Consider the following 12200-nt stretch of genomic DNA (forward strand, 5'->3'; position numbering starts at 1 on the left):
ATGTCGAACAACCCGGCGGTTCCGAACACCGCCGCCGAGATCCTCGCCGCCGCGAAGGCACTGGCCCCGCAGCTGCGGGAGCGCTCGGTGGAGATCGAGCAGAACCGCCGGCTCCCTGCCGACGTGGTCGAGCTGATCCGCGGCACCGGAGCCTTCCGGATGGGCTTCAGCAAGGCCTGGGGCGGCCCGGAGCTGACCTCGATCGAGCAGACCGAGGTGGTCGAGGCGCTGGCCTACGGCGACACCTCGGCCGGCTGGTGCGCGATGATCGGGATGGACTCCGGCCTGTACGCCAACTTCCTCGACGAGGTGACGGCCAAGGAGATGTTCCCCAGCATCGACATGGCCACGGCCGGCCTGCTCTTCCCGACCGGCAAGGCCGACCGGGTGCCCGGCGGCTACCGGCTCACCGGCCGCTGGCAGTTCGGCAGCGGCATCACCCAGGCCGACTGGGTGGTCTCCGGCGCCTTCATCACCGAGGGCGGCAAGCCCTGGCCGGCCGACGGGCCGCAGGACTCGATCCTGCTGGTGGTGCCGCGGGCCGAGGTCGAGGTGATCGACACCTGGCACACCACCGGCCTGGCCGGCAGCGGGAGTTGTGACTACACCATCACCGACGTGTTCGTCCCGGACCGCCGCACGATGACCTTCGGCGACGTCCGCAACGGCGAGGGCCCGCTGGCCCAGCCCGAGGTGCACATGCGGAACATGCCGGGCGTCCCGCTCGGGGTGGCCCGGGCCGCGCTGGACTGGGTGCGGGACCAGGTGGTGGCCAAGTCGCAGCCGGGCGGCGGCGGTTGGAACGACAACTGGCGGATGCAGGTCGCGCTGGCCGAGTGCGAGGCGGACTACAACGCCACCCGCAGCGCGGTCTACGGCGCGATGCGGCGGCAGTGGGAGGTGCTGGCGGCCGGCGGCACGATGGACGACCTGACCGCGGACGAGCGGGCGGCCCTGCCGCTGTCCCGGCTGCACGCCTTCCGGACCGCCCGCTCGATCGTGATGCGGCTGTACGACCTGATGCAGACGGGGTCGATCTACCGCCCGAGCCCGCTGGACCGCTGGCTCCGCGACACCATGACCATGTGCCAGCACGTGGTCGCCCAGGACAAGATCCTGCAGACCGCCGGCGCCTACCTGCTGGGCAGCAAGCCCGGCTTCCCGCTGAGCCTCGGCATCACCGGCTGAGACCCCGGGCGCCCCGCGCACCTCTTCCACCACCCCCGGAAGGACAGACCCTCATGACCGACCTCCTCACCCCCCGGTCCCCGGCGACCCAGCGCACGGCACGGATCCGGCACTTCCTGATGTGCCGCCCGGACCACTTCGACGTCACGTACAGCATCAACCCGTGGATGAACCCGGCGAAGCCCACCTCCAACGACCTGGCCCTCGCGCAGTGGGAGGTGCTGCACAACCTGCTGGTCGAGCTCGGCCACCACGTGCAGACCATCGACGCCGGGGCCGGCCTGCCGGACATGGTCTTCGCCGCCAACGGGGCCACGGTGGTGGACGACAAGGTGCTGGTGGCCCGGTTCCGGCACCCGGAACGGGACGGCGAATCGCGGCACTACGTGGACTGGTTCCGCAAACAGGGGTTCGTGGAGGTCGTGCAGGCGCAGTACCCGAACGAGGGTGAGGGCGACTACCTGACCACCCGCCAGGTGATCCTGGCCGGCCACGGCTTCCGCTCCGACCCGCGCTCGCAGGCCGAGGCCGAGGCGCTGTTCGGCCGCCCGGTGGTCGGGCTGACCCTGGCGGACCCGCGGTTCTACCACCTGGACACCGCGCTGGCCGTACTGAACGAGGACGAGGTGACGTACTACCCCGCCGCGTTCACCCCGGAGAGCCGCCGGGTGCTGGAGACGCTGTTCCCGGACGCGGTGCTCGCCGACGAGGCGGACGCGGTGGCGTTCGGCCTGAACGCGGTCTCCGACGGCTACAACGTGATCCTCCCGGAGGCCGCCACCGGCCTGGCCGCCAAGCTCCGGGCCCGGGGCTTCCACACCCACGGGGTGGACCTCTCCGAGCTGCTCAAGGCGGGCGGCAGCGCCAAGTGCTGCACCCTCGAACTCCGGCACTGACCCCCACATCTTCCTTCCGTGACAGGAGAAGCACCAATGACCGAGCAGCCCTGGATCATCGTCGGCTTCGTGAACGTGCTCCCGTACATCAAGGAGTTCGCTCCCGGTTCGGTGATCGTCATCGACGAGCCGGACGTGATCCGCAAGGGTGACGTCAAGGCCGCTCTCGAAGGCGCCGCGATGCTCCGCGAGCTGATCGAGTGGGAGTACCAACTCCCGGCCTCCGCAGACGAGTTCTTCAACACCTACCCCGACCTCGACCCGGCGCTGGTGTCTCCGCTGGTCGAGTACGCCACCCCGTTCGCGGCCCGGCTGGCCGAGCGGTACGGCGTGCCGGGGGCGGGGGCCGGCGCGGCCCAGATCCTGCGGGACAAGTCCGTGCTGCGCAAGGTGAGCCGGGCGGCCGGGGTCCCGAACCCCGCCTCCCGGGAGGTCTCCTCCCCGGACGAGGTCCGGGAGTTCGCCGCCGCGCACCCCGGTTCGCTGGTCCTCAAGCCGGCCAACCGGCAGGCCTCGGTGGGCACCAAGGTGCTGCACTCGCTGGAGGGCCTGGACGCCGCCTGGGAGGAGTGCATCAACCAGGACGAGGGTCACGTGGTCCCGGACCGGGAGCGCGAACTGCGGATGCTGATCGAGCAGTTCGTGAAGGGCGAGGAGTACAGCGTCGAGTTCCTGGTCCGCGAGGGCGAGGTGCTGTTCTCCAACGTCACCGGCAAGCTGCTGTTCCCCGGACCGCGCCCGATCGAGCTGGGGCACACCGTCCCGGCCGCCGGGATCTCGGCCGAGCTGAGTGCGCTGCTGGTGGCGCAGACCGAGACGGTGATCCGCTCGGTCGGCTTCGGCAGCGGCATCATCCACTGCGAGTGGATCGTCAGCGACGGCCTGCCCTACCTGGTCGAGTGCGCCGGGCGCTTCCCCGGTGACGGCATCCCGATGCTGATCGAGGAGGCCTACCGGATCAACCTGGCCCGCGACTTCTACACCGTCATGCGGGGCGGCCGCCCCGAGCCGATGCCCCGGCAGGCGGCGGGCGGTGCGGCGGTCCGCTTCCTCGAGGCGGTGCCCGGCGAGGTGGTCTCGGTCACCGGGGCCGAGGCGGCCCGCGAGCTGCCCGGGGTGCTCTCCCTGACGCTGAAGGTGGCGCCCGGCGACACCGTCCAGGAGCTGCGCAGCTCCTGGGACCGGGTCGGTTCGGTGATGGCGAGCGGGCCGGACTCGGCGGCGGCGATGCGGACCGCGGCCGCGGTGGCGGACGCGGTGCGGATCGAGACCTCCCCGGTCACCACGACCGGCTGAGGTGCCCGGCCGGACGCGCCGACTCCCGGTGGACGGCGCGTTCCCGGCCTGTTTCCGACGTGAAACGGTTGGGGCACGGCACTAGGCAAGGGGCGGGGTTGGCGGGATCATCGACGCCACCCCACCGCCCTCACCCGGGAGTTGCCCTTGTCCAGCCAGCTGGTCCACCCCGACCGACGGGTCGAACTGCTCCCCGACGTCGCCCTGACCGACCCCCGGTTCGCCAACGAGGACCTCCGCCCCGTACCGGTCGCCGACCGGCGCTGGACCACCTACAACTTCCTCGCCCTCTGGGTCGGCATGGCGCACAACGTGCCGTCCTGGACGCTGGCTTCGGGCCTGGTCGCGCTCGGCATGGACTGGAAGCAGGCGGTGCTCACGATCGGCCTGGCCAACCTGGTCGTGCTGGTCCCGATGCTGCTGACCGGCCACGCCGGCACCCGGTACGGCATCCCGTTCCCGGTCTTCGCCCGGGCTTCGTTCGGCCTGCGCGGCGCCAACCTGCCCGCGCTGCTGCGGGCCGCCGTGGCCTGCGCCTGGTTCGGCATCCAGTCCTGGATCGGCGGCTCCGCGATCTTCCTGCTGGCGGGCGAACTGATCGGGGCCGACTGGCTGGGGGCGTCCCAGGTCGGTGGCTACCCCTGGACCCAGTGGCTGTCCTTCCTGCTGTTCTGGCTGGTCGAGATGGTGGTGATCGCCCGGGGCATGGAGACGCTGCGCCGGTTCGAGAACTGGGCGGCGCCGTTCGTCATCGTCGGGGCGCTCGCGCTGCTGGGGTGGATCTCGGTCAAGGCGGGCGGCTTCGGCCCGCTGCTCTCGCAACCGTCCGCGCTCGGCTGGGGCAGCGGGTTCTGGCAGGTGTTCTTCCCGGCCCTGATGGGCATGATCGGCTTCTGGTCGACCCTGTCGCTGAACATCCCGGACTTCACCCGGTTCGGCGGCAGCCAGCGCGCCCAGGCGGTCGGCCAGGCGCTCGGCCTGCCCACCACGATGACCCTGTTCGCGCTGCTCTCGGTGCTGGTCACCTCGGGCTCGCAGGCCGTCTACGGTGCGCCGATCTGGGACCCGGTGGCGCTGGCCGCCAAGATGGACAGCACCGTCGGCATCCTGTTCGCCCTGGTCACCGTGCTGATCGCCACCCTGTCGGTGAACATCGCCGCGAACGTGGTCAGCCCCGCGTACGACCTGGCCAACCTGCTGCCACGGTTCGTCACCTTCCGTACCGGCGCGCTGATCACCGGCGTGGTCGGGATCGTGATCTTCCCGTGGAAGCTGGTCTCCGACCCGGCCTTCTACATCTTCACCTGGCTCGGCACGGTGGGCGGCCTGCTCGGCAGCGTCGGCGGGGTGCTGATCGCCGACTACTGGCTGATCCGCCGCACCGACCTGGTGCTGGCCGACCTCTACCGGCGCGAGGGCCGCTACTGGTACACCGGCGGCTGGAACTGGCGCGCCGTCACCGCCCTGGCGGTGGGCGGCCTGCTGGCCGTCGGCGGCTCGCACGGCGGACCGTTCCCCGCCGACGGCCTGATCCCGCTGCTCGAACCGCTGGCCGACTACGGCTGGGCGGTCGGCTTCGGGGTGGCGCTGCTGCTGCACACCGCCCTGACCCGGCTCGCCCCGCCGCGCACCGACTGACGCCGCGCCCCGGCACGGCTCAGTCCTCGACGACCAGCGAGGGGGTGTCGTGCCGCAGGGTCTGTCCCCGGAAGTACGCGGGGGCGCGGTACTGCCAGACGAACATCAGGACCACGCCGAGCAGCAGCAGCCCGAAGCCGATCAGGAAGACGGTGCCGATGCCGAACAGCGAGGTGCCGGAGCCGTAGTCCGGGTCCCAGGTGTCGACGGCGGTCTTGGCGAAGACCAGGGTCAGCAGCACCGCGCCGGTCAGCGGGAACACACCCTTGAAGAGGAAGTCCCGGACCGAGCGGGTGAGTTCGCGGCGGAAGTACCAGACGCAGGCGTAGGAGGTGAGGCCGTAGTAGAAGCAGATCATCATGCCCAGCGCGAAGATGGTGTCCACCAGGACGCTGTCGCTGATCAACGTCATCACCGAGTAGAACACCGCCGTGCCCACCCCCGAGACCAGGGTCGCGGTGGACGGGCTGGCGAACCTCGGGTGGACCCGGGCCAGGCGGGCCGGGATGGCCCGGTAGGTGCCCATCGCCAGCATGGTGCGGGCCGGCGGCAGGAAGGTGGTCTGCAGACTGGACGCCGAGCTGGCCAGCACCGCGACGAAGATCAGGATCGCCAGGTTGCCGAGCACCGGATCCGCCAGCGCGGCGAACACGTTGTCCTCGGTCTCCGGGTTGCCCAGCCCGTACGAGGTGCTGCCGACCCCGGCGAACCGCTGGGCCGCGATCGCCACCACCAGGTAGCTGGTGAGGATCACCAGCATGGTGAGCAGCGCGGCCCGGCCGGGCGTCTTCGCGCTGCCGCTGGTCTCCTCGTTGACGGTCAGTGAGGTGTCCCAGCCCCAGTAGATGAAGAGCGAGAGCGAGAGCCCGGCGGTGAAGGCGGCGAAGGACTCGACCGCGAACGGGTCCAGCCACTGCCAGCTGAACTCGACGGCCAGCGGCGAGCGCCCCTGGTCGGCCTTGACGAAGGCGAACAGGGCGAACACGGCCAGCACCGCCAGTTGGAGCCCCACCAGGACGTACTGGACCTCCTTGGTGAGCCCGACCCCCCGGTAGGCGATCGCGGTGGCGGCGGCCACGAAGACCACGCAGGTCAGGACGTTGAGGCCCTTGTGGTGCGCCAGGTCCGCCAGGCTCGGGTGCTCGAAGACCCGGGCCAGCAACAGGTAGAAGAACGAGACCGCCACCCCGGCCAGGTTGGACAGCACGATGATGGTGGCCACCACCAGGCCCCAGCCGCACATCCAGCCCACGTGCGGGCCGAACGCCTTGGCGCTCCAGGTGAAGGAGGTGCCGCAGTCCGGCATCACCCGGTTCAGCTCCCGGTAGGCGAACGCCACCAGCAGCATCGGCAGGAACCCGGCCAGGAACACCGCGGGCATCTGTAGCCCGACCTGACCTACCGTCGGCCCCAGGGTCGCGGTCAGCGCGTACACCGGTGCGACCGAGGAGACGCTGAGCACCACGCTGGCCACCAGGCCGACCGCGCCGGAGCGCAGTCCCTTCTCCTGCAGGTCCGGCTCCGCCAGGTGTTCGCCGTCGGTACTGCGGTCGCTCGCGCGCACTGGGCCTCCCGACCGCGATCATCGGCGGGCGGGCCGCGCGATGTCACGGACCGGGGCGCCGAACCGCCCGGAACCACCCGTGCGGCGGTGCGCCGACGGCGGCCGGTGCGGGCCGCTGCCGGTGGCCCGGGTGAACTCAGCCACACGGCACCCCGCCCCGGGCGGGAATCCGCAGGTCGGAGCCGTCCGCCGGGTGGTGTCGGGGAGACCGGGCCGTTGCCCGGCGGGCGGCCCGGATGGCAGAGTGCGGCCATGGTCACCTCCGCCGCGCCCGTCACCGCCCCGCCACTGGCTCCCGCCGCCGTCTTCGACTGGCTGGACCAGGCCGCCGACCTGCGGGCGGCCGCCGGGCTGACCCGGACGCTGCGCAGCCGGCCGGCCGAGGACCCGGTGCTCGACCTGGCCGGCAACGACTACCTCGGCCTGGTCCGCCACCCGGTGGTCACCCGGGCCGCCGCCGACGCGGCGCTGCGCTGGGGAGGCGGCGCCACCGGCTCCCGGCTGGTGACCGGTACCACCGCGCTGCACACCGAACTCGAAGACGAGCTGGCCGAGTTCTGCGGGGCCGAGGCCGCGCTGGTGTTCTCCTCCGGCTACGCCGCGAACCTGGCCGCGCTGACCGCGCTGACCGACCCGGACACCCTTATCGTCTCGGACGCCCACAACCACGCCTCACTGATCGACGGCTGCCGGCTGTCCCGCAGCCAGGTGCACCGGGCGCCGCACGACGACCCGGCCGCCGTCGCCGAGGTACTGGCCGCGCGGACCCAGCGGCGGGCGCTGGTGGTCAGCGACTCGGTGTTCTCGGTGGACGGCAACGCCGCCCGGGTCGGCGAGCTCTCCGCGGCCGCCCGCGCGCACGGCGCCGCACTGCTGATCGACGACGCGCACGGCCTCGGCGTGCTCGGCCCCGGCGGCCGCGGCGCACTGGCCGCCGCCGGTCTGGCCGGGGCCCCGGACACGGTCGCCACCGTCACGCTCTCCAAGTCGCTCGGCTCGCAGGGGGGCGCGGTGGTCGGGCCCCGACGGGTGATCAGGCACCTCACCGAGACCGCCCGCACCTTCATCTTCGACACCGGCCTGGCCCCCGCGGCCACCGGGGCCGCGCTGGCCGCGCTGCGCCTGCTGCGGGCCGAACCCGAGCGCGCGGACCGGGCCCGCGAGGTGGCCCGGCTGCTGTCGGCGCAGCTCACCGCCGCCGGGCTGGCGGCCAGCACTCCGGACGCCGCCGTGGTCTCGGTCCGGGCCCCCGGCCCGGAGGCCGCGCTGGCCTGGGCCGCCGACTGCCGCACCGCCGGGCTCGCGGTCGGCTGCTTCCGCCCGCCGTCCGTGCCCGACGGCGTCTCCCGGCTCCGGCTCACCGCGCGCGGTGACCTGACGGACGCCCAGATCGCCGCCGCCGTCGAGGTGATCCGGCGCACCGCCCCGCGCGCCTGACCCGGCCTGAGACCGACCGGCGCTTGGGCACGTAGCTGGTCGGGTGCCGATGCTCCGCATGGACCCTCCCAAACGTCGGCCGGGGGACCCCCGCCCAGCCTGCGGCATCCCAGCCTTCGGCCGGGAGGGGCCCCTTCTCGGCACCGCCGAGCCACGCACCCCGCCACCGCTCCTTCACCCGCCCACCAGGTTGCCGGTCGGTCTCAGCCCTGCCAGCCGGCCGCGCCGCCGAGCAGCGCCAGCAGCAGGATCGCGCAGACGTTGTGGACCGGGTACGAGACCAGCACGGCGACGAACTCGCGCAGCACGGCGCTCGGCCAGTAGTAGGCCGCGGTCGGCGCGCCGGTCACCTGGCCCGGCACACCGGCCCGGCGGGTGATCAGCGCGGTGCGCAGGACGTGGAAGTCGTTGGTGACCACCACGCAGCGGTACCGCTCCCGCTCGGCCGCCATCACCGCCGCGCTGAACTCCATGTTCTCGGCGGTGTTCCGGGACCGGTCCTCAAGCCGGATCCGGTCGGCCGGGACGCCCCGCGCGATCAGGTAGTCGGCCATCGCGGACGCCTCCGAGCAGCGCTCGTCGTCGCCCTTGCCGCCCGAGACCACCAGCACCGGCGGGCGGCCCCGGGCCTGCTGCGCCGCGGCGAGGTCGAAGGCCCGGTCGAGCCGGGCGCCCAGCAGCGGGGGCACCTGGTCGCCGTCGACCAGACCGGCGCCGAGCACCACCAGGAAGTCCGCGTCGCGGCGGACCGGCAGCCGCCCGTACAGCCAGGAGTACCCGAGGAAGCAGAGCAGCAGGAAGGCCAGGTACCCGGCGGGCAGCAGGACCGCCCCCGCCACCACGTGCAGCGGCCGGGAGTCGACCCGGGCCGCCGTCAGCAGCAGGGCGATCACCCCGAGCAGGGCCAGCCCGGCGCCGAGCGACAGCAGGTTGGCCAGCCGGGTGCCCTCGTGCCGGGCCATCACCACGCCGTTGGCGAGCAGGCAGACGGCCACCGCGAGCGCGGCGGGCAGGGCGGCGAACGGGGTCAGTACCGCGACGGCGTCCAGCACGACGGGCGGCAGCCGGTCGAGCTCGCCGAGCAGGCCGAGGGCGAGGAAGGCCACCGCGAGCCCGAGCAGGACGGCGTTGCTGAACCGGCGGCGGTCCCGGCGGACGTTGCGTCCGAAGAGCACCAGGAACAGGATGGCGAGCGCGTAGGCGATCATCTGACCGATCCTAGGCAGCCCGGCTCGCGGGCGGAGCCAGGACGGCCGCAGGCGTGGCGCGGCCGACCGGATCCGGCCTGCCGCGCGACCTGGACCGGACCGTGAGCCGACGGTCGGTCAGCGTTCGTCGGCCGGGACGCCGTTCCAGCGCCACTCGGTGCGGCGGGGGCGGCCGGGCAGCTCGGCGCGGCCGGTGCACCAGAGCAGGGTGGGCCAGGGGTCGGTGTCGGCGGGGGCGTCGGGGAACAGGCGGGCCAGCACCGGGGCGCAGAGCTCGGCGGGTGGGGTCCAGGGCAGGCCGAGGCCCTCGGCCAGGTCGTGGGTGTGCACCAGGGTCTCCACGATGCCCATCGCGGTGAAGCCCTCGGGGTCGGAGATGCCGAAGCCGTGGTGGGCGCGGACCTGCGGGGGAGTGGTGCGGGCCATCGCGACCAGCAGCGCGCCGCAGGACTCCAGGACCTGGAGCAGCCCGGCCGGGCCGGCCGTCCGGTCGGCGCCGATCGCGTTGGCGGGACCGCCCGGTCGGCGCCGTTCCCAGACGAAGGGCACCTCGCCGGTCAGCGGCGGGGTGCGCGGGCCGAGTTGGGCGGCGTACGCGAACAGGTCGTCGGCCAGGTGCTCGACGGTCTCCCAGCAGGTCCACTCCAGCGAGCCGGCGGGGTGGTCCCAGGCCGTCCCGGGTGCCTCGCGCAGGCTGTCGACGGCGAGCCGGACGGCCAGGTCGAGGTCGTCCGGCGTCACCGGCCGGTCGGATCGGATCATGGTCATGGCAGGACGGTACCCCGCCCGCCGACGAGGTCGCCGGGGATTTCCGGGTCAGTGCTTGCGGGCCCGGCTGGGCTGCACCCGGGGCGGTTCGCCCTCGGCCTTGGGGTGGTCCGGCGGGTACGGCAGGTCGCCCACGCCGTGCTCGGCGGCCTGACGGTCCGCCAGCTCCAGCAGCGGGTCGAGCCGGAACGCGTGCTCGGGCAGGTCCGCGTGCAGGTCGCCCAGCTCGGCGTAGCGGGCGGGCATGGTGCGGATGGTGAAGTCGGTCGGGGCGACCTCGTCGAGCTCCTCCCAGCGCAGCGGGGCCGAGACCGTCGCCTCCGGGTGCGGCCGGACGGAGTAGGGGGAGGCGATGGTGCGGTCCCTGGCCATCTGGTTGTAGTCCACGAAGATCCGCTCGCCGCGCTCCTCCTTCCACCAGTTGGTGGTCACCCGGCCCGGCATCCGCCGCTCCAGCTCCCGGCCGAGCGCGATCACGGCGTGCCGGCAGTCGGCGAAGGTCCACTCCGGCAAGATCGGCACGTACACGTGCAGGCCGCGCCCGCCGGAGGTCTTCGGCCAGCCCCGCAGCCCGTGCTCCGCCAGCACCGCGCGCAGCTCGTGCGCGGCCGCCACGGCGTCGTGGAAGTCGGTGCCCGGCTGTGGGTCGAGGTCGATCCGCAGTTCGTCCGGGTGCTCGGTGTCCGCGCGGCGGACCGGCCACGGGTGGAAGGTCAGGCAGCCGAGGTTGACCGCCCAGAGCACGGCGGCCGCCTCGGTCGGGCAGATCTCGTCGGCGGTGCGCCCGCTGGGGAAGGCGATCCGGGCGGTCGGCAGCCAGTCCGGCAGGCTCTTCGGGGCGCGCTTCTGGTAGAAGAACTCGCCCTCGATCCCGTCCGGGAACCGCTGCAGCGTGGTGGGGCGGTCGCGCAGTCCGCGCAGCGCGCCGGGCGCCACCGCGAGGTAGTACTCCGCCACGTCCCGCTTGGTGTACCCGGGCCCGGGGAAGTACACCTTGTCCGGGCTGGACAGCCGTACCGCGCGGCCGTCCACGTCCAACTCGATCGCCGTGCTCGCCATGGCGCCCACGCTAGGCCGACCGGGCCGGACCCGCGCGTTCTGACGGGCGTTCGGGCTGACGGACCGCCACCATCGGGGTATGGACCTCCCCGTGCTGCCCCCCGTCTCCCCGATGCTGGCCAAGGCGGTCACCCGGATCCCGCCCGGCCTGCACTACGAGGCCAAGTGGGACGGGTTCCGGGCGATCGTGTTCCGGGACGGCGACGAGGTCGAACTCGGCAGCCGTACCGGCAAACCGCTGACCCGGTACTTCCCCGAGGTGGTCGAGGCGGTCCGGGCCGAGCTGCCGGAGCGGTGCGTGGTCGACGGCGAGATCGTGATCGCGCACGGCGGGCGGCTGCACTTCGAGGAGCTGCTGGAACGGATCCACCCGGCCGCCTCCCGGGTCCGTACGCTGGCCGAGCGGACGCCCGCCTCCTTCGTCGCCTTCGACCTGCTCGCCCTCGGCGCGGACTCCTACCTGGACCGGCCGCTGAGCGAGCGCCGGGCGGCGCTGGTGGCCGCGCTGGCCGACTCCGGGCCGCCGGTCCACCTGGCCCCGGCGACCACCGAGTTGGCGGTGGCCGAGCGCTGGTTCGGCCAGTTCGAGGGCGCGGGCCTGGACGGGGTGGTGGCCAAGCAGCTGGACCAGCCGTACCGGCCGGGGGCCCGGGCGATGTACAAGATCAAGCACACCAGGACCGCCGACTGCGTGCTGGCCGGCTACCGCGAGCACAAGAGCGGCCCGGTGGTCGGCTCGCTGCTGCTCGGCCTGTACGACGAGGCAGGACAGCTCCAGCACGTCGGGGTCTGCGCCTCGTTCACCATGGCCCGGCGGGCCGAACTGGTCGAGGAGCTGGCGGAGTTGCGGCTGCCCGAGGGAGCCGGGCACCCGTGGATGGCCTGGCAGGACGAGGAGGCGCAGGCGTCCGCCCGGCTGCCCGGCGGGCAGAGCCGGTGGACCGGCGGCAAGGACCTGAGCTGGGTGCCGCTGCGCCCGGAACGGGTCTGCGAGGTCGGCTACGACCACATGGAGGGCACCCGGTTCCGGCACACCACCCAGTTCAAGCGCTGGCGCCCGGACCGTGAGCCGGCCTCCTGCACCTACCGGCAGCTGGAGGAGCCGGTCGGCTACGACCTGGCGGAGCTGCTCGGTTCCTGACCGGG

10 protein-coding genes are annotated in these 12200 nt (G+C 73.3%); 6 read left to right on the forward strand and 4 right to left on the reverse strand.

Going from position 1 to position 12200, the window contains the following annotated elements:
• The 4 genes from ACIRPK_RS28055 (at position 1) to ACIRPK_RS28070 (ending at position 5018) form a co-directional block, all read left to right on the forward strand.
• Positions 1-1188 (forward strand): acyl-CoA dehydrogenase family protein, encoded by a 1188-nt coding sequence (locus ACIRPK_RS28055; protein ID WP_403043199.1) that lies wholly within the window; start codon positions 1-3, stop codon positions 1186-1188.
• Between the two features lie 53 nt (positions 1189-1241).
• Positions 1242-2084: a dimethylargininase gene (gene ddaH / locus ACIRPK_RS28060; protein ID WP_403043202.1), complete on the forward strand. Its 843-nt coding sequence runs from the start codon at positions 1242-1244 to the stop codon at positions 2082-2084.
• Between the two features lie 36 nt (positions 2085-2120).
• The gene (locus tag ACIRPK_RS28065; protein ID WP_403043204.1) at positions 2121-3380 is read left to right on the forward strand and encodes an ATP-grasp domain-containing protein; all 1260 of its coding nucleotides are present in this window, start codon (positions 2121-2123) and stop codon (positions 3378-3380) included.
• A 147-nt stretch (positions 3381-3527) separates the two neighbouring features.
• Positions 3528-5018, forward strand: a complete 1491-nt coding sequence (locus tag ACIRPK_RS28070) for an NCS1 family nucleobase:cation symporter-1 (RefSeq protein ID WP_403043206.1) — start codon at positions 3528-3530, stop codon at positions 5016-5018.
• A 19-nt stretch (positions 5019-5037) separates the two neighbouring features.
• Here ACIRPK_RS28070 and ACIRPK_RS28075 read toward each other — a convergent pair whose 3' ends face one another.
• Positions 5038-6582, reverse strand: a complete 1545-nt coding sequence (locus ACIRPK_RS28075; protein WP_403043209.1) for an APC family permease — start codon at positions 6580-6582, stop codon at positions 5038-5040.
• A 252-nt stretch (positions 6583-6834) separates the two neighbouring features.
• Here ACIRPK_RS28075 and ACIRPK_RS28080 point away from each other — a divergent pair, with 252 nt between their 5' ends.
• Positions 6835-8019: an 8-amino-7-oxononanoate synthase gene (locus ACIRPK_RS28080; protein ID WP_403043211.1), complete on the forward strand. Its 1185-nt coding sequence runs from the start codon at positions 6835-6837 to the stop codon at positions 8017-8019.
• Positions 8020-8222: 203 nt separating this feature from the next.
• Here ACIRPK_RS28080 and ACIRPK_RS28085 read toward each other — a convergent pair whose 3' ends face one another.
• The 3 genes from ACIRPK_RS28085 to ligD all read right to left on the reverse strand — a co-directional run bounded on the left by ACIRPK_RS28085 (position 8223) and on the right by ligD (position 11039).
• Complete coding sequence (locus ACIRPK_RS28085; protein WP_403043214.1) at positions 8223-9227, reverse strand: YdcF family protein; 1005 nt, start codon at positions 9225-9227, stop codon at positions 8223-8225.
• Between the two features lie 117 nt (positions 9228-9344).
• Positions 9345-9995, reverse strand: coding sequence for a hypothetical protein (locus ACIRPK_RS28090; RefSeq protein WP_403043216.1), 651 nt, complete (start codon positions 9993-9995; stop codon positions 9345-9347).
• A 48-nt stretch (positions 9996-10043) separates the two neighbouring features.
• Positions 10044-11039: a non-homologous end-joining DNA ligase gene (gene ligD / locus ACIRPK_RS28095; protein WP_403043290.1), complete on the reverse strand. Its 996-nt coding sequence runs from the start codon at positions 11037-11039 to the stop codon at positions 10044-10046.
• A 94-nt stretch (positions 11040-11133) separates the two neighbouring features.
• Between ligD and ACIRPK_RS28100 the strand changes: the two genes are divergently transcribed.
• Complete coding sequence (locus ACIRPK_RS28100) at positions 11134-12195, forward strand: ATP-dependent DNA ligase (RefSeq protein WP_403043219.1); 1062 nt, start codon at positions 11134-11136, stop codon at positions 12193-12195.
• The last annotated feature ends 5 nt before the right edge of the window (positions 12196-12200 follow it).

Origin of the sequence: Kitasatospora sp. NPDC101801 (assembly GCF_044766665.1) — a bacterium.
Taxonomy (GTDB): Bacteria; Actinomycetota; Actinomycetes; order Streptomycetales; family Streptomycetaceae; genus Kitasatospora.

Bases quoted from the DNA above. Each gene is read 5' to 3' on its own strand.
- ACIRPK_RS28055 (WP_403043199.1), top strand. From the start codon at position 1: ATGTCGAACAACCCGGCGGTTCCGAACACCGCCGCCGAGATCCTCGCC.
- ddaH (WP_403043202.1), top strand. From the start codon at position 1,242: ATGACCGACCTCCTCACCCCCCGGTCCCCGGCGACCCAGCGCACGGCA.
- ACIRPK_RS28065 (WP_403043204.1), top strand. From the start codon at position 2,121: ATGACCGAGCAGCCCTGGATCATCGTCGGCTTCGTGAACGTGCTCCCG.
- ACIRPK_RS28080 (WP_403043211.1), top strand. From the start codon at position 6,835: ATGGTCACCTCCGCCGCGCCCGTCACCGCCCCGCCACTGGCTCCCGCC.
- ACIRPK_RS28085 (WP_403043214.1), bottom strand. From the start codon at position 9,227: ATGATCGCCTACGCGCTCGCCATCCTGTTCCTGGTGCTCTTCGGACGC.
- ACIRPK_RS28090 (WP_403043216.1), bottom strand. From the start codon at position 9,995: ATGACCATGATCCGATCCGACCGGCCGGTGACGCCGGACGACCTCGAC.
- ACIRPK_RS28100 (WP_403043219.1), top strand. From the start codon at position 11,134: ATGGACCTCCCCGTGCTGCCCCCCGTCTCCCCGATGCTGGCCAAGGCG.